This is a genomic window from Phyllobacterium brassicacearum (assembly GCF_003010955.1).
Taxonomy (GTDB): domain Bacteria; phylum Pseudomonadota; class Alphaproteobacteria; order Rhizobiales; family Rhizobiaceae; genus Phyllobacterium; species Phyllobacterium brassicacearum.
Genome location: NZ_PGGO01000036.1, coordinates 1 through 18,781 on the forward strand (window position 1 = coordinate 1; position 18,781 = coordinate 18,781).

5 protein-coding genes are annotated in these 18,781 nt (G+C 63.3%); 4 read left to right on the top strand and 1 reads right to left on the bottom strand.

The window, feature by feature from the left end; genetic code table 11:
• Positions 1–432: 432 nt before the first annotated feature.
• Both CU102_RS26810 and CU102_RS26815 read left to right on the top strand, forming a co-directional pair.
• Positions 433–786, top strand: a complete 354-nt coding sequence (locus CU102_RS26810) for a hypothetical protein (protein WP_106714118.1) — start codon at positions 433–435, stop codon at positions 784–786.
• A gap of 50 nt (positions 787–836) precedes the next feature.
• Positions 837–1,466, top strand: coding sequence for a hypothetical protein (locus CU102_RS26815; RefSeq protein ID WP_106714119.1), 630 nt, complete (start codon positions 837–839; stop codon positions 1,464–1,466).
• A gap of 104 nt (positions 1,467–1,570) precedes the next feature.
• On the opposite strand, the gene CU102_RS30925 is transcribed toward CU102_RS26815, so the two are convergent.
• Positions 1,571–1,729 carry an IS1096 element passenger TnpR family protein gene (locus CU102_RS30925; RefSeq protein WP_106714120.1) on the bottom strand — a complete coding sequence of 53 codons (159 nt, stop codon included), beginning with the start codon at positions 1,727–1,729 and terminating at the stop codon, positions 1,571–1,573.
• A gap of 140 nt (positions 1,730–1,869) precedes the next feature.
• Here CU102_RS30925 and CU102_RS26825 point away from each other — a divergent pair, with 140 nt between their 5' ends.
• Positions 1,870–9,570: a SpvB/TcaC N-terminal domain-containing protein gene (locus tag CU102_RS26825; RefSeq protein WP_208113910.1), complete on the top strand. Its 7,701-nt coding sequence runs from the start codon at positions 1,870–1,872 to the stop codon at positions 9,568–9,570.
• 72 nt (positions 9,571–9,642) lie between these two features.
• Complete coding sequence (locus CU102_RS26830) at positions 9,643–18,603, top strand: Tc toxin subunit A-related protein (protein ID WP_106714121.1); 8,961 nt, start codon at positions 9,643–9,645, stop codon at positions 18,601–18,603.
• The last annotated feature ends 178 nt before the right edge of the window (positions 18,604–18,781 follow it).

The window sequence follows — 18,781 nt, forward strand, 5'->3', positions numbered from 1 at the left end:
CTCACGAAGATCATTGGAATAGGGTCGCGTCATGGATGCTGGCCTCCAATCCCAGCATCCATGATGAATCACATATCAACTGATTTGGGAATCCCGGTGCGATTCCGACAAGCAATGATCCGCTCTAGTCGCCACCAAACCGCGTCGCGAATGCCGCTTTCCAGACTGCCTGAGCCAGTGAGATATGCTTGAACGAGTGGACGCAGAACCGCGGCCCTACGCGCGACTTCAGCGCCGGTTGCACCGCCTGGTCCGCCTTCCCTCTCCATCCTAACCATCGAATGCCCTTGTGAACGCTGTCTCACTTTTACCGGCAAGAATCTCGATTTTAAAGGCAAAATATCATGTTTAATGGCGAAGCTTCGCCATTGATTTTGTTGAGTTGCTCATCTCGCTTTTAAGGGCAAAGCGACAGTATCGGAGGAACCTCAAATGGCGGACGCAAACAGCGGCCACAGCGCCGGACAGCTAATTCCAAGCAATCTTACTGACTTGGCCAATCAGGTAGAGGCCCTCCGGAACCTAATAGACGACATCGAACATCTCGGTTCGCTGTCTATATTGGGTTCTATTGAAAATTTAACGGACAAAACTTTGACTTTTGTAAATGACGAAATTGAAGAAGGCGGTTATGGCCACAAGCAACCCGACCTCCACATCCCACCCCGCTCGCCGATAGTATTCACCGCGAACAACACAAACCCGTTCTGGGGTGATACGGTCGGAAGAGTTGACTACCGCACCGACGACGGATCTTCGGTTGCGGTTGGTCTAACCCGAGGGTAGCAGACGGACGCATCTGGGGTCATATTACTCCAAATTCACCCCGTTATGGAATGCGTATCTTCTGTAGCACGGGCAACACCAATTCGCTCAGGAGGTGGGTCATTTTTCCGCTGCCGGGCCATCCGGTCGCCTTCAATCCCCAGGACAGGTTCGTTGTCACCATGGGTAACCGGATTCTGGTTACCGTCAACGACGGGCGAGTGTTTGGACACGACGTCGACGGAGGAGGCATAGTCGGCCCGGCATTCCAGCTCGGAGGGCCGCCGGTGGCCTTCAATCCCCAGGACAACTTTGTCGTGACCATGGGCAACCGAATCCTGGTCACTACAAAAGATGGCCGCGTCTTCGGGCATGACGTTGCCGGCACCACGATCGGCCCGGCGTTTCAGCTCGGGGGACCGCCGGTAGCCTCCAATCCTCAAGACAACTTTGTCGTGACTATGGGCAACCGAATCCTGGTTATCGTGGATGACGGGCGGGTCTTCGGACACGACATCAACGGCAATACGATCAACCCGGCGTTCCAGTTCGGCGGGCCGCCTGTAGCGTTTAACTACCCTGAGATCGATCGGTTCGTAGTATCGACGGGCAATCGAATCTTGGTCACCACCAAGGACGGCCGGGCTTTTGCACACCAGATCGACGACAGCATGATCGGATCGGCGTCACTGATTAATTAATTAGGGAGTGATTGAATTGCTGCTGAGGCGACTGTTCCCGCCACAACTGTTCTCCTCGTGACGTCTCTGCGTGAAAAGGCCTGCCGCTGCGCCGCTCTCGCTGCCTAACCCCAAGATTCCTTCCACTCTCCGTGAAGCTCCCGCAACGAATAGCTCTCCGGAACCAGGACCCGTCGCCAGACCATCGGGCTCAGACCAAGCAGACGGATTTTGAGCTGGAGGATGGAGCCTGCGTGCGGCAATGAGGAGAATGTGGGTGGCATATCCGGGTTCGGCAGCTTTCAGCAAAATGAGCCTACCCAGCTTTCGGTCCGCCGGCTACTAACGCCCCACACAATTTGGCACTCCCCGAGTGGCGTGGTATTTTGGTGATTGCAGCTGCTTGGCCATAGGAGTCGTTCAGGTGAATCCGATCACGCGAAACCCTGCCGCGCCGAGCGCCTCGTCTTCGGCCGCTGCGGCCGGCCCGCGCTCGGGTGGCGGCGCGCCCGATCAACGACCGGCCATCACGTTGCCCACGGGGGGCGGAGCGATTCGCGGAATCGATGAGAAGTTCCGCACCAATCCGACGAACGGGTCGGGCACGCTGTCTGTCCCGATCGCCGTGTCGCCCGCACGCCAGGCTTTCGGCCCGCAGCTGACGCTGCGCTATGACTCCGGCGGCGGCTCCGGCCCCTTCGGATTGGGCTGGGAGCTGTCGCTGCCAAGTGTCAGCCGCAAAACGGAGAAGGGCGTGCCTCGTTATCAGGACGGGGAGGAGTCCGATGTCTTCATTCTTTCCGAGGCCGAGGACCTGGTGCCCGTGCTGGTCAGCACGGGCACCGGACCCGCCCGCCACCACGAAAACCGGGGGGTCGATGACACGCCGTATCTGATCCACCGGTACCGTCCACGCATCGAAGGATTGTTCGCCCGGATCGAACGCTGGACCAATCAGCAGACAGGCGAAAGCCACTGGCGGTCGATCACCCGGGATAACGTGACGACGCTTTACGGCCGGACCGGCGAAAGCCGGATCGCGGATCCCGTCGATCCGAGGCGCATTTTCCGCTGGCTCATCTGCGAGAGCTACGATGACACGGGCAACGCCATCGTCTACCGGTACAAAGCGGAGGACTCGGCCAACGTGGATCCCTCCCAGGTGCATGAACGCAATCGCACCCCGCTCTCCCGCTCCGCCGGCCGTTACATCAAGCGTATCCACTACGGCAATCCAACTCCCCGCCGCTCCGGGGAGAACCTGAACGAGCGCACGGACTGGTTGTTCGAGGTGGTCTTCGACTACGGCGAGGGTCATTTCCAGCGGGTGGAAGCGGAGGACGAACGCGGCGCCGGCCGGGTCGATTTCACCATCGCGGAACAGGAGCCCTGGCCGGTTCGCCCGGACCCCATGTCCAGTCATCGGGCCGGGTTCGAGGTGCGCACGTATCGGCTGTGTCGGAGAGTTTTGATGTTCCATCACTTTCCGGAGGAACTGCTCACAGCGGACTACTTGGTGCGCGCCACCCATTTTGATCATGTCGAAAGTCCGGTTCATTCGTTGGTAACCCGCGTCACTCAATCCAGCTACCTCCGGAGGGAGGACGGCGCATACCTTGAACATTCGCTGCCCTCCGTGGACTTCGAGTACAGTCGGGCCGAGATTCAGCCCGAGTTGCGCGAGATCGATCGCGCCAGCCTGGAGAATCTCCCCGTCGGCCTCAACGGTTCGCGCCATCAGTGGGTGGATCTCGATGGCGAGGGCATCTCCGGCATCCTGACGGACCAGGGCCGCGGCTGGTTCTACAAAGCCAACCTCGGGGAAGGACGCTTCGGGCCGCAGGAAACCGTGACGCCGGTTCCGTCACTGGCGGCACTGGGCCGCGGACAGCAGCTGATCGACCTGGCCGGAGACGGGCAACTCGACCTCGTGACGCTCGGTGAATCCGCGTCCGGTTTTTACGAACGCACGGATTTCCACTTGTGGACCAACCATCGGGCCTTCGCTTCCGTGCCCTCGGTTGACTGGCGGGATCCCAATCTGCGCTTCGTGGACCTCACCGGCGATGGCCACGCGGACGTGCTCGTTACCGAAGATGGCGCGTTCACCTGGTATCCCTCGCTGGCGGAGGATGGCTACGGCCCGGGCGTTCGGTTTCGACAAGCCGATAACGACGAGGCCGGACCCCGCCTCCTGTTCAGTGACGCCACGGAGTCGATTTATTTGGCCGACATGAGCGGCGATGGGCTCACCGATCTGGTCCGAATCCGCAACGGGAGCATCTGCTACTGGCCCAACCTCGGCCACGGGCGTTTCGGTGCCAAGATTACGATGGACCGCGCGCCATGGCTCGATCCGCCCGAACAGTTTGATCAGCAGCGCATCCGCCTGGCTGATATTGATGGCTCGGGCATCACCGATTTTCTCTATCTTCACGGGGATCGGGTCTCAATCTATTTCAACCAGGCGGGCAATCGCTGGACGGACGCCCAGTCCATCGCCTTCCCCCAGGTGGACCGGTTGTCCGACCTCACCGTGGCGGACTTGTTCGGGAACGGCACGGCCTGTCTGATCTGGTCGTCGTCGCTGCCGGGAGACTTGAGGCGTCAGATGCGTTACATCGACCTGATGGGAGGCGGAAAACCGCATCTCCTGGTCGGCTCCCGCAACAATCTCGGCGCTGAAACCCGGGTCCGCTACACGGCTTCGACCCGCTTCTACCTGGAGGACAAGGCGGCCGGCCGCCCCTGGGTGACGCGACTGCCGTTTCCGGTTCACGTGGTTGAGCGGGTCGAGACGTTTGATCGGATCAGCCGCAACCGCTTCGTGACCCGCTTCGCGTATCACCACGGTTACTACGACGGGGTGGAGCGTGAGTTTCGCGGCTTCGCGCTGGTGGAGCAGTGGGATACCGAGGAATTTGCTTCCCTGCAGAGAAGCGACGAGTTCCCCACCGGGGACAATGTGGACGAAGCCTCGCATGTGCCTCCGGTGTACACGAAGACCTGGTTTCACACGGGCGTTCATGTCGGAAACGAGCAGGTTTCGAATTTTTTCGCCGGGCTGTCGGACGAAACCGACCTCGGAGAATACTATCGCGAGCCGGGCCTGGCGGATGATGCGGCGGCGCGCCTGCTGCTGCCGGATACTATCCTGCCAGAAGGCCTGAATGTGGAGGAGGAGCGGGAAGCCTGCCGCGCGCTGAAGGGCGCCACGTTGCGCCAGGAAGTCTATGCGCGGGACGGAAGCGAGCGGGAGCCGCACCCCTACGCCGTCACCGAGCAGAATTTCACCCTCCGCGTGCTGCAGCGCCGGGCCGCCAACCGCCACGCGGTTTTCCTCGCTCACCCCCGGGAGGCGCTCACCTATCACTACGAGCGCAATCCGGCGGACCCGCGCGTAATTCATGGGCTGACCCTCGCCGTGGACGACTATGGGAACACCCTCCAGTCGGCGACGATCGCTTATGGGCGCCGCGAGGCCGACCCTTCCCTTCCCGCCTTCGAGCAGGAACAGCAGAACCGGATCCTCATCACCTGTACCGAAACGTCGTATACGAATTCGGTCGAAGAGGACGACCGCTATCGCGTGCCTCTGCCCAGCGAGGCCCGTACCCAGCAGCTGACCGGCTTGAGCCGCGAACCGGGACAGCCGCGCTTCCGCTTCGCCGACGTGCGGGAGGCCGTGGAATCCGCCGGGCGGATCGCCTATCACGAAACGCCCGCCGGTAGCGTGCAGAGCCGGCTGCTCAAGCTGACGCGAACGCTGTACCGGGGCAATGACCTGACCGGCCCGCTGGCGCTGGGCGAGCTACAATCGCAGGCCCTGCCGTTTGAGAGCTACCAATTGGCCTTCACTCCGGAGCATCTCGAACAGGTCCTGGGCGATCGGGTGACCGCCACCCTGCTCAGCGACGAGGGACGTTATGTTCATTTCGACGACGATGAGAACGGGTGGATCCCCTCCGGGCGGGTTTTCCTGTCACCCAACGAAGATGATGGATCGGCCGAGGAACTCGCGTTTGCACAGGAGCATTTTTTCCTTCCTCAGCGCATTCGCGATCCATTCGGCGAGATCAGTTCCGTCGTTTACGACGCTCATGATCTGCTGCTGCTGGAGACGCGCGATCCCCTGGGCAACCGGGTGAGCGCAGGTGAGCGCGCGAGCGACGGCTCCCTGAACCCGCGAATCAACTACCGGGTGTTGCAGCCGGAAGTGATGACCGACCTCAACGGCAATCGTTCAGCCGTCGCCTTCGACATTCTCGGCCTGGTCAGCGGCACCGCGATGATGGGGAAAATGTCCGAAGCTCTCGGCGATTCGCTGACGGGGTTTCAGCCGCAACCGACCCAGGCCGATGTCGACGCGGTTTTCGCCAACCCCCGGGGCCCGATGGCCACTCAGCTCCTCGGCGGCGCGTCTTCGCGCATCGTCTACGACGTGGGTCGCTTCCAGCGCTTTGGACAACCCACCTTTGCGGCGAGCATCGTGCGGGAAACTCACGTCAGCGAGTTGGCAGAGGGCGAGACTACGGACGTGCTGGTTAGCCTCGCCTATTCAGATGGCTTCGGCCGGACGATCCAAAACAAAGTGCCAGCCGAGCCGGGATCGTTGGCAGCCGGGGGCGAAACGGTCGACTCGCGTTGGGCGGCGAGCGGCTGGACCATTTTCAACAACAAGGGCAAACCCGTCCGGCAGTACGAACCCTTCTTCAGTCCCGATCATGGCTTCGAGTTCGGGGTGGCCGCTGGCGTAAGCCCAACGCTTTTCTACGATCCCGTGGGACGGGTCGTGGCGATGCTTTATCCCAACCACACGTGGGAGAAGACGGTGTTCGACGCGTGGCGGCAGGTCAGTCACGACGTCAATGATACCGTCCTGATGGATCCCGCCGACGATCCGGACGTGGGCGGTTTCTTCCGTCGCCTGCCCGAAACGGACTATCGTCCCACGTGGCACGCGCTGCGCACGGATCCCGCTCATGCGCCCGCCGCACTCGCGAGATGGCCTGACGCCCGGCAGCGACAGGATGAGGCGGACGCCGCCACCAAAACTGAAGCGCATGCCGCAACTCCCGGGATCCTTCATTTCGACTCCCTCGGCCGACCTTGCGCGGGCATCGCCGACAACGGAGCGGACGGACAGCACCGGACTCGCACCGAACAGGACATCGAAGGCAATCCGCTGCGCATCATCGACGACCGGGGGAACGTGGTGATGTCTTACCTCGTCCAGGCTCTCGTTGCCGTGCCCGGTCACGACATGGCAGGCCGCCGGCTCTTTGAAAACAGCAGGGATGCCGGCGAACGCTGGGTGTTGACGGACATCAGCGGCAAACCGGTCCGGGGTTGGAATAGTCGGGGATATGTCCTGCGCACGCTCTATGATCCTCTCCAGCGCCCGACCCATCTGTTCGTCCGACACGAGGATGCAGCCGAACTCCTCGCCGAACTGACCCGGTTCGGAGAGAGCCACCCCGACGCGGAGAACCTGAATCTCCGGGGACGGATATATCAGGTCTATGACGGGGCTGGCGTCGCGACCAACCACCGGTTCGATTTCAAAGGCAACCTGCTGGAAAGCAGCCGACGATTCGCGCGCGAGTACCGCGCGACCGTCGATTGGTCGGCGTTGGCGGAATTGACGGAAACAGAGGAGATCGAATCGGCGGCCGCGGAGCTGCTAGAGACAGAGGAAGCCTTTCCGACCCGCACTGACTTTGACGCGCTCAACCGTCCGGTGGCGAACACGACGCCCGACAACAGCGTCCACCTGCCCACTTACAACGAAGCCAACCTTCTCGAGCAACTTGCGGTCCAGCTTCAAGGCACCGGCTCGATCACGCCTGTCGTGGTCAACATAGACTACAATGCGCGGGGGCAGCGAGAGCGAATCACCTACGCCACGACCGACGGCAGCCACGTCACCACTGCGTACGCATATGATCCTGACCGCCATCGGCTCACGCGGCTGCGCACGACGCGCCACAGCGATGGTCGTATCCTGCAGGACCTGATCCACACCCACGACCCCATTGGAAACATCACGTCGATCCGCGACGATTCCCAACAGACCGTTTTTTTCAGTAACGCAGAGATCGATCCGCATACAGACTACACCTACGATGCTCTGTACCGATTGATTCGCGTCGAGGGACGCGAGCACGCGGTCCAGAACAACATCCAGCAGGACTCAGCCGACTTTCAGACCGTCACCGGGATTCCCTTTCCCAACAGTCCGGAGGCATTGCAGCGGTATATCGAACGGTACGCCTACGACGGCGTGGGCAATATCCTGAGCCTGCAGCACGTCGGCGGAGGCGTCGAACGCTGGACGCGCCGCTATCAGTACGCCGCCGACAGCAACCGGCTTCAGGCGACGAGTCTGCCCGGGGATCCCGCGGACACGTTTTCCGGGACCTATGCGTACGATGCACATGGCAACATGACTACGATACCCCACCTACCGATGATGCGATGGGACTTCAAGGATCAGCTGCAGGCTTCGTCGCGGCAGGTCATGACCACCGGCGGCATCCCGGAAACGACCTACTACGCTTATGATGCAACGGGACAGCGCGTGCGTAAAGTGACCGAACGACAGTCTGCAGTTGGGTCGACACCCCGCCGGCGCAACGAACGGCTGTACTTGGGTGCTTTCGAGGTCTTCCGCGAATATAACGGCGATGGCACGACCGTGACGCTCGAACGGGAAACGTTGCATGTCGCGGATGGCCGTCAGCGCATTGCCCAGATCGATACGCGCACGCAGGGAGAGGACGATGCGCCCGCGCAGGACCTTCGCTTTCAGTTCGGCAACCATCTGGGCTCGGTCCGTCTGGAGCTCGATGATTTGGCCCGCGTCCTCTCTTATGAGGAATATCATCCGTACGGCACCTCGGCCTATCGGGCGGGCCGCTCCGTGGCGGAAACCAGCCTGAAGCGGTATCGTTATTCAGGGAAGGAGAAGGATGAGGAGACCGGACTGTATTATCACGAAGCGCGTTATTATGCGTCCTGGCTGGGCCGGTGGACGGCGGCGGATCCCGCGGGAATCGCGGACGGGACCAACCTCTATCGGTATGCCCAAAATCGGCCGAGCGCGTTGATCGATCCGAACGGCACGTCCTCAGCTCCGTCCATGTCCGAGCAGGAGCGGGCGGCGCAAATCCAGCGGCAACGGGTGCAAAACCCACCGACGACTCCGTTTCCGGACCCGGACGATCCGAACGATCCGCGAAATTACGAGACGTTCGAGCAGTTTGCGGCTGGAGCGGTGGGGCCGTGGACGGAAGAGGGCTTGCGCGGAGAGTGGGAACTTCATGGTGAAGGCGGAGAAGGCCAGCAGCGCGCGATCGATCGCGCCGCGAGCCACGAGCGCGTCCATCAGGAAATGGCCGCCGAGATTACAGCGGCCCAGGAGGATCAGGGGCTCTACCACGATTATCTCGAGTGGCAGTTGGAAAACAGTCTGCGCTTCAACGAAAACATGCAGCAAAGCATCCAGGCCTGCCTCGCGAACGATCCGACCAACCGGCATTGCATTTACGACCCAAACGATCCCGCAGCCGAGCTGGAACAGGCAACGATCAACGCGCAGCAGAAGGTGGGGGACGCGGTGCTCCCCGGACTCAAAGCCCGGCCGCCACGTCCGAAAGCGCTTCCGCCTGCCCGCGGAACGAAAAAAGTCGCCAAGGATGCGCGGGCGCTGGCGGAGGCGTCAAAACAGGAGGCCGCAAAACTCGCCGCGCTCGAAAAGACCGCGGACGCCCTGACCCAGCGCGGTTATACCGTATTGGTGAGACAAGGGGACGAAGGCCTTCCCGACCTGCGGATAAAGAAGATAGGCGACGCCGGCGATCTAGTCTCCGCCGAGTCGAAGAGGCTCACTCGCGGAACGCAACGCGCGCTGCACGAAGCGATCGCCGAGGGCACCAGGAGCGGCATGGAGTACACCGTGATTGACGCCACCGGAGTCTTGGTAGGAGAAAGCCTGATACGCCAGACGTTCAAGGGATTCCTGTCCAGGAATGTGCCGGAACGGCTGGCCAAAGGCAGCGCAGGAGCCCACGGGAGAGTCCTCGTCCTCCATGGACGATATGAGCTGATCGAATTTTCCTATTAGTCGCACGGGATCGCGCGCGTCACGGCACCGCGACAGCCCGTTCCCTCAGAACCCAAATGCAGGAGCAATCCCATGAAACTCCAGCGCCGGAATCTCGAATTCAATCTACGCGGGGACGACGTCAGGCTCCTGCAGGACGAACTGGCGACACTCGGCTTCCCGATCTCCGACCGCGAGGGTCACTTTGGCGAAACGACCCTCAGCGCGGTCCGGGAGTTTCAGAATCGCAACCGCATCGATCCAATCACCGGCGTAGTGGACGCAAGGACGGCCCGCGCCATCAACGCCGCCGTGAATGCACAGCCACGCGATGCCTACCGCGTGCGCGGCCGGGTGCTGCAACCGGACGGTGAGCCTGTAACCAATGCGCGAGTACACGCCTTGGAGAAGCACCTGCGCCGGGAGGAAAGGCTGGGCGAAGCAGCGGTCGATTCCCGCGGACACTTCGACCTCAGCTACCCGACTCCCCAATCTCCCCATCTGTCGCTGATCGTCCGGGCATTCGGCCCGCGCGGCGCGGAACTGGCCGTCTCAGCGGTCGCCTGCCCAGCGCGCCCGATCGAGACGGTCGATCTGATCGTTGGCGACGTGCTAAGAGGTCCGTCGGAGTTCCGCGTGATCGACTCCCGGATCGCACCTGCCTTGGAATCGGAACGCGTCCAACCAGCGGAACTGGAGCCGGCGGACATCGCGCTGCTCGCGTGCCGCCACGAGGTCGATCCACAGCAGTTGCGCCTCTACGTCGATGCCCGGCGCGTCGCGGAGGAAAGCCGTTTGCCGGCATCCGCGCTTTACGGCCTCTTTCGCCAGAATGTTCCCGCTCGACTGCCGGTCATCCTGCAGGAGCGGACCGACGTCCTGCGAGCGGTCCTCGAACGCGCCATCGAGGAGAACCAGATTCCGGCCGGCGGGCTGGACGATTTTTTCCGGCGCCTCGGCGAAATCATGATCGAGCAGGGCTTCTCCCGTCCCGCCGCCACCGGTTCATTCTCCCTGGCCGAGCTCCTGGCCACGGCGCGGATTCCGCGTCGCGCCCAGGAGAAAATTCTCCAGCACTACGTGGCGCGCCAGGGGACCGTGGAGGATTTCTGGACGTCGTTGCGCGCGAGCGGGGCCGTGCCCGCCCGGACCATCGATCGCGCCCAACTGACGCTGCAACTCGGCGCCCTGACCGGAAACCACGTACCCCTGGTCCAGGCGCTGCAGAGTCGGCATCGCCCGGCGAGCACGCGGGACCTGGCCGCGCTGGAGCGCCAGGACTGGCTCGCCCTTATCCGCGGCGCCAATGGAGCGGGCATTCCGCCGGGAATTCCCGGTGCTTCCGCCGAGGAACGCGCGACGAACTACGCGACCGTGATCACCGCCACGGTGGAAGAGGCTTTTCCCACGGCGTTCCTCGCCGCCCGTCTCGCGAGCGGCAGCGCGAACGGATTCGCGGGGCAGGACGAGGTGGTGGAATTCCTGGATCGGAATCCCGAGTTCGCGTTCGAGAACACCCGCGTCGATCGCTATCTCGAAGAACACGGCGATGAGGCCCTGACCGGGATCTCCGATCCCGAAACCCTGCGCCGCAACCTCCTCGCCGTCGGCCGGCTCGCCGCGATCGCGGGACCAGTGGGGCGGCATGAAGTTGTTCAACCCCTCCTGCGGGACGGTTTCACGTCCGCGCTTGCCATCGATCGCGCTGGGGCCGCCTTCATCGCCCGCTACCGCACGTCACTGGGCGAGGCCCGCGCGAACACAGTCTTCCGCGCCGCACGCCAGCAGGTGGCCGTTGCCCACACGCTCTTCGCCCAGTTCAGCCCTGCCCTGCACCAGGTCATGCCGCAGGCGATCTCTCCCGCGAGCATCCTGTGGACAAACCTGTTGCCGACGTTCCCGGATGTTCCCGACTGGCGAACGCTTTTCGGTTCGCTCGATTTTTGCGCCTGCGAACATTGCGCCTCGGTCCATGGTCCTGCCGCGTATCTGGTCGACCTGCTCGCATTCGTCCGGAATCAGGACGCGCTTCCGACCCTCACCGCCAGCGGGCGCCGGCGCGATCTCGTGGAGATCGAGCTTACCTGCCGGAACACGGAAACGACCCTGCCCTACATCGATCTCGTCAACGAGATCCTCGGCGAAGCCATTGCGCCTTCCGGCGGCGCCGCGCGACAGACCACGGCGAGCTCCGAGGAACTGCGCGCCCAACCCGAACATCACAACGCGGCCGCCGACAGCGTCCTCGCGGCAGCGGTGTATCCGTGGAACCTGCCGTTTTCGCGTCCGGCCGAGGAGGCACGCGCCTACCTGGCTCATCTGGGGATGCCGCGGCACCGGCTTATGGAGGACTTCCGGCCGGAGGGTGACGATTCCACGCCGACCGCGCTGGAAGTGGCGGCCGATGAGCTGGGCCTCACGCCGATCGAGCGCCAGATTCTGGTCGACGAGGCGCTCGTTCCTCCGCGAACGCTGCAGGCTTTCTGGGGCCTCTCCAGCCAGTCCCTCGCGCAGATGCGCAACCACCTCGTCCGGCCGCAGAATTTTCTGCGCCAGTCGGAGCTCACCTACGCCGAAGTGGTCGAGCTCTTCGCCACGCGTTTCGTCAGCCCCGGCGCGGACGTCACGATCGATTTCGAGGAGGGCGGATGCAATCTCTCCACGGCGGTGATCGAGCCGCAACCTTCGCAACAGCGGTTGAATCGCGTTCATCGCTTCGAGCGCCTGCGGCGGAAACTGGGCTGGTCATTCTACGATCTCGACCGGGCGATCGCGGCGTTCCGGCCCGGCGAGATCGACAACGATCTGCTCGTCGCGCTGTCCGGGTTCCAGCGCCTCCGCGAAGTGCTGACCGCTCCCTTCGAGGAAATGCTGGCCTGGTGGTCCGCCATCGATACGCGCGACTACCGGCCCCAAGGGCACGATGTCGTCCCGTCCCTCTATAGACGCGTGTTTCAGAACCCCGTCGTATTCGATGCGGAAACACGGCCGATCTTCGCGTTGGACGAGAGCGGCGCCGAACTGGCCGAGGACGGCGAGCCGCTCGCCGATCACCTGCCTTCCCTCGCCGCTGCGCTCGGCGCACGGACCGAGGACCTGCAGCTCGCCGTTGAGGCCGACGCCACGCTCACCGTCGCCACGCTGTCCGAACTGTATCGCATCGTCTCCTTCGCGCGCGCTCTCCGGATTCCGGTGCGCGATCTGCTGACGTTTCGCCGGCTCAGCTCCCACGATCCGTTTGCTTCGCCAGCCGAGACCCTGCGCTTCCATCAGAATTTCACCGCCACGACCGACTCCGGTTTTCCGGTCACCCAGGTGGCCTACCTCATAGGTCATACGGAATCGCCCGGCGTGCCCGTCGCCCCCGACGACACCGAAATGGCGGCGAAACTGACGCGGCTGCGCAGCGCGCTCCGCGAGATTCGCGAGCAGTTCATCGTCGTGGTTGACCCGGAGGGCACCGTGACGGAGAAAACCCTCGGGGTCCTGCTAGAGGAGCCCGAACTCGCCATGGCCTTCCGCCTCGTGCGGGACGGAGTGTTTGTTTCCGACCAGGACCCGGCCGCCTTCATCGAGGAGCATCTTCCGTTTCTCGACCCCGCGTCGGCGGTCGAAACGCTCGTCGGCACCGACGGCAATCCCACGACGCTCGACCCGGTCATGCAGGCCACGGAGCGCTTTGCCTTCGTTCTGGAACCCCTGGTAGCCCACCTGCGCCAGACGCTGGGACAATCGACCATCGTGCAAACGCTCGCCTCGGAGTTCGACCTCTCCGCAGGAACCCTGGTTTCGATTCTCGCCGCCAATCTTGCGGGGTTCGAAGACGAAACCTTCCTGGCCGACGACGTGGAGGTCACGCCGGAGGCGTTTCCGGATCTCTTTCAATCCGCCCGGCGCCTTTGGAAGTCGGCCACGATCGTCTCGACCTTGCACCTAAACGACCGCGAGGTCGACTTCCTGATCACGAACGCCGCTGCCATGGAGCTGCTGGATCTCCGCAACGTGCCCGATGCGGCTCCCCAGGCGGCTGCTCTGCCCGAACTATTCGCGTCGTTTCTGCAGCTCATTCATGTCGCCGCCCTGCGGCGGGCGGGCGGAACACCGCTCTTCGATCTTCTCGGTCGGGCCGTGAATTTTGAGCCCACCGACGACGCGGAGGCCGCGACGCAGGCGTTCCTGCAGGACCTCCATCAATTGACCGGTTGGGAGTTGGACAGCCTCGTCTTCCTGGCCGGCGGAGAAGGCCTGGCCCTGCGGTACCCCGAAGACTATCGGAATGGGCATGCCGTGCGACGTTTCGAGGCCTGCTTCCAGGCACTGAAACGCCTCGGTCTCGCGTCGCCCCATGTCGTGCCCGGCTGGATAACGCCGGGACTTGGGGGCGAGGCAGCACGCGCGATTCGCAGTGCTGCGAAAGCCAAATACGATGCCGTGCAGTGGCTCGAAGTTGCGCGGGGCATCAACGATCCCTTGCGCGAACGCCTGCGTGACGCGCTGGTCGCGCGTCTCCTGGCGTCGCGTCCCGAGTTCCAGGAGGTGGCTGATCTGCACGGTCATTTCCTCATCGATCCGAAGATGAGCGCCTGCCAGCTCACATCCCGAATCCAGCAGGCGATCGGATCCGTGCAGTTGTTCGTGCAACGGGCATTGCTCAACCTCGAAGCGGACACGGTCATCTCTCCCGAGGCGGCGGAGGAATGGCTTTGGATGAAATACTATCGGGTGTGGGAGGCGAACCGGAAGGTTTTCCTGTATCCGGAAAACTGGATCGAGCCGGAGCTTCGGCAGGACAAGACCCCGCTCTTTCGTGATTTCGAGAAGGCCCTGCTGCAGGGCGACGTCACCGATCGCATGCTGGACAGCGCCATCTCCGCGTACGTCGAAGGGCTCGCGTCGATCGCGCAGCCCCAGACCTGCGCCATTTACCGCGATCCGGAAACCCACACGCATCACCTGTTCGCCCGCACGCGTGAGCTGCCACATATTTACTACCACCGCCGCTGGGAGCGGTCACGCACGTGGACGCCCTGGGAGCGCATTCCGCTCGACCTGGAGGGGGAGCATCTCGTCCCGGCCTTGATGGGTCGGCGCTTCTATCTCTTCTGGCCGATTTTTCAGGAGAAAACCCAACCGCAGAACGACGAGCAGGAAAATGCGCATTCGTACCACGAGCTGCGCCTGGCCTGGAGCATATGGCAGGACGGACAGTGGTCGCCGAAGCTGCTCTCGAAGGTGGTGCTGACGCTCCCGGGCTCGGCGAACATGGACCGCTACCTCTTCCGCGCGGTGCAACGCTTCGTGGAACCCATGAGTCACGGGGGATTTCAAGGTTTCGGCGGCGGTGGCACAGAGCCCCCGGATTTTTCCTCCACTCCGCGCAAGATCGCCATTCGGCTACTGCCCGGTCCGCTCCTCAGCCAGGAACTCGGACGCTTCCGGTTTGCCGACGACGGCAGCCTGACGGTCGAAGGACTGGTCGACGCCGCCACCATGGCCGAATCGGCACCGCACCGCGGACTTCTCTTCGGGATGGCGATCATTGAAACGAGCTCCGGCGGGCTCTCGCTTCCCACGGGCTCGATCGATTTTTTCGGGAACGGCACTGCCGCGGGCGTGAGCCACATCCCGACTCTGGGAGAAACTCCCGGTCAATTTCGCATCGTCTACCCGCACCAGTTCGAAGGTTTCGCGACACAGTCGGCGTTTGTGTACGAAGACTCAAGCGCGACCTTTCTCGTGCAACCCATCCAGCGCTCCACCGCCGGTGCCGGAGGCGGAGCGGCCGGCGATCTGGATTTGTCCGCCGGGATTCGACACACGCATGGCATCACTCCGGATGACGTCGGATCCGTGCTCCCCCTCGCCCTCGAGCGGGCGACCTACGCGACCGGCCTGAGGGTCGCAGTCGATCCGGCCGGCCTTCCCGACACGATCGCGGCCAGTCCTTTCGTTTCCGCGTCCGGCTCCCCGGGCAAGAGCTTCCTTTTTCTCACGCACTACCATCCCCGCGCCCGCGCCTTCCTCTCGGCGCTGTTCGACGGCGGTCGCGACGGCCTGCTCGGCCGGCTCGAACTCCAGGAACAGGGGCCGGCGTCATTCTTTGAGGACAGATACGAACCCGTCCCGGCGCATGTCTCGGCACCGCATCCCCGGAACGGAGTCGATTTTTCCCTCGACGGTGCCTACAGCGCCTACAACTGGGAGCTGTTTTTTCACGTTCCTCTCCTGGTCGCGGAACGCCTGCGCAAAGAGCAGCGATTCGAGGAGGCGCAACGCTGGTTCCACTACGTGTTCGATCCCACTCAGGCCGACGCGGACAACATCCCGCAGTGCTACTGGAAGGTCCGACCTTTCTTCGAGTACGATCTGGCCGATCCCGAGAGCCGGCCCGTCCAGGATCTGATGCTCGCGCTCAGCCGGGGCAATCCGGCCCTGGCCAGGCAGGTCGAGGCGTGGCGCGAGCATCCCTTTGATCCTCACGCCATCGCCCGGCTGCGCCCCATCGCCTACCAGAAGGCGATTGTCATGAAGTACCTCGACAACCTGATCGCCTGGGCCGACAGCCTGTTCCGGCAGGACACCCTGGAGACCTTGAACGAGGCCACGCAGCTTTACATCCTGGCCACACAGATCCTCGGTCCACGTCCCGAGGAAACGGATACCGGCCAGCATCCGCCGGCCCGGACGTTCAACGACCTCGAGGAATCCCTCGACGCGTTCTCCAACGCCTTGGTCTCGCTCGAGGATCAGCTGGGCTTCAACGGGTTCGCCAGCACGACGGACTTCACATTTGGCGGTGGCGGCTCGTCCTCGTCGGCGCCGTCGGCCTTCGGGGCCACCCTTTATTTTTGCATTCCGAAGAACGACAAACTCGCCAGCTATTGGGACACGGTGGAAGACCGCCTTTTCAAGATCCGACATTGCATGAACATCGAGGGCGCGGTTCGCCAACTGCCGCTGTTCGCGCCGCCGATTGATCCCGGGCTCTTGGTGCAGGCCGCCGCCGCGGGCATCGATATCAGCAGCGCGATTAACGACCTGAACGCGCCGCTCGGGCCGTATCGTTTTGGGTTCCTCATCACGAAAGCGCTCGACTTCAATGCGGCGGTGAAAGCCCTCGGCTCCTCGCTGCTGGATGCGCTGACCCAGCGCGACGGCGAGGTCCTTGCGAGAATGCGCGCCGCCCAGGAAGTGGAGCTCCTGAAGCTGGTCCGGGAAACGAAGCAGCGCCAGCTCGCCGAGCACGCCGAACAGATTGCCGCGCTGCGCCACAGCCGCAGCACGGCCGAGGAACGCGAGCTATACTATCAGGGGCGGCCCGATCGCATCGATGAGGAGACCGAGCACCTCGACGAGCTCGAGTCCGCCGGGCGCGCCCAGGAGCAGGCACTGTCGCACGACCTCGTGTCCGCCGACGCCGCCCGCTTCATCCCTGATTTCGCGCTGGGCTGGTCGGGCATGGGGCCGCTGACCTCAATCAGCCTCGGCCGGGCGAACGTGCTCGCGTTCTTCGACTTTCGCAGCCGCGAGAAATCAGCGACGGCGACCAAGGCGTCGCACCAATCCACACTGGCGGGGATCCGCGGCGGCTGGCTGCGCCGCAGCGACGAGTGGAAGTTCCTCGGCGAGCAGGCCACGGCGGAGATTCGTCAGATCGACCAGCAGATCGCGGCGGCGGAAATCCGCGAGGCGATGGCCCGGAAGGAACTGGAGACGCACGATCGGCAGACCGCGCAGGCGGAGTCCGTCGAGACATTCATGCGCGAGAAATATACGAACGAGGAGCTCCACAGCTGGCGCGTGGCACAGATCTCGACGCTCTTCTTTCAATCCTATGAGCTGGCTTATGACCTCGCGCGGCGGGCCGAGCGGGCCTTCCGCCACGAGCTCGGCATCGAGCTGAGCTCGTACATCGAGTTCGGCAACTGGGACAACCTCCGCAAGGGCCTGTTCTCCGGTGACCGCCTCGAGCTCCAGCTCCGGCGCCTCGAGGGCGCCTACCTGAACGAAAATCGCCGCGAATACGAGTTGACCAAGCATGTTTCGCTGGCCCTGCACAATCCACTCGCGCTCCTCCGGCTCCGGGAAGTCGGGTCCTGCGAGATCGAACTGCCCGAAACCCTTTTTGATTTGGACTGCCCGGGCCACTATTTCCGCCGCATCAAATCCGTCAGCATGACGATCCCCGCGGTCACGGGGCCATACACCACCCTCGCCTGCACGTTACGCCTGGTCCGCAGCTCGATCCGGCGGCAAAGCACGCTGCTGAGCGGCGCGTATGCCCGCGACCTGGCCGGCGACGATCCACGGTTCGAGGACAATTTTGGCGCCATCCAGTCCATCGTCACCAGCAGCGGCCAGGGCGACAGCGGTCTCTTCGAGCTCAGCTTCCGGGACGAACGCTACCTGCCCTTCGAAGGCGCCGGGGTCGACAGCCGGTGGCGACTGGAGCTGCAGAGCGAGTTCCGGCAATTCGATCACGACTCCATCTCGGACGTCATCCTCCACCTCAACTACACCGCGCGGGAAGGCGGTGGCGTCTTGCGTGACGCCGCCATCCAGCATTTGCAGGCCGGTTTCAACGCCCTGGTTACAGGCGAGACCGCGCCGGGCCTGCTCCAGGCCTTCAGCGCTCGCCACGAGTTTCCCACCGAGCTACATCGCTTCCTGCACCCGCCCACGGAGTCCGGTCCGTCCACGCTGGCGCTGGACCTGGCCCAAAACCGCTTCCCCTTCCTGCTCCAGGGTCGGGACATCAGGATCGATCAGGTTCACGTGTTCCTGCGGCTGGCGGATGAGTTTGCCGACGCCGATGCCTCAGGCACCCGGCTTTCGCTCGCTCATCCCGGCGGCGAGGACGTGATCGATTTCGGCGCGGCCGTGAGCCTCGGACAAACGCGACAGGTGACCCTGGGTGCCGTGTCCAGTGAACCCGGCGGGTGGACGTTCACCGTCGCGGGCGTCGGCCCCGCCCTCGCTGGTCCGTCGGGTACGCTAGATCCAGAAGCCATCGAGGACCTCCTGCTCATCCTGCACTACCGAACCGAAGTCTGAGCCTCCCGCGAATCTGGAGAAGCTATGGGGGAGGGCGGCGGCGGCATGGCACCATCGTCGTTTGATAGAAGCGATAGAGGTACTGCATGACCCAATTTGACGATCTGAGCTGTTCGCTCGTTCCTTTTGAGCAGAATATGGCATTCTGAGGTTGCGGTTCCATACGAGATGGGATGGT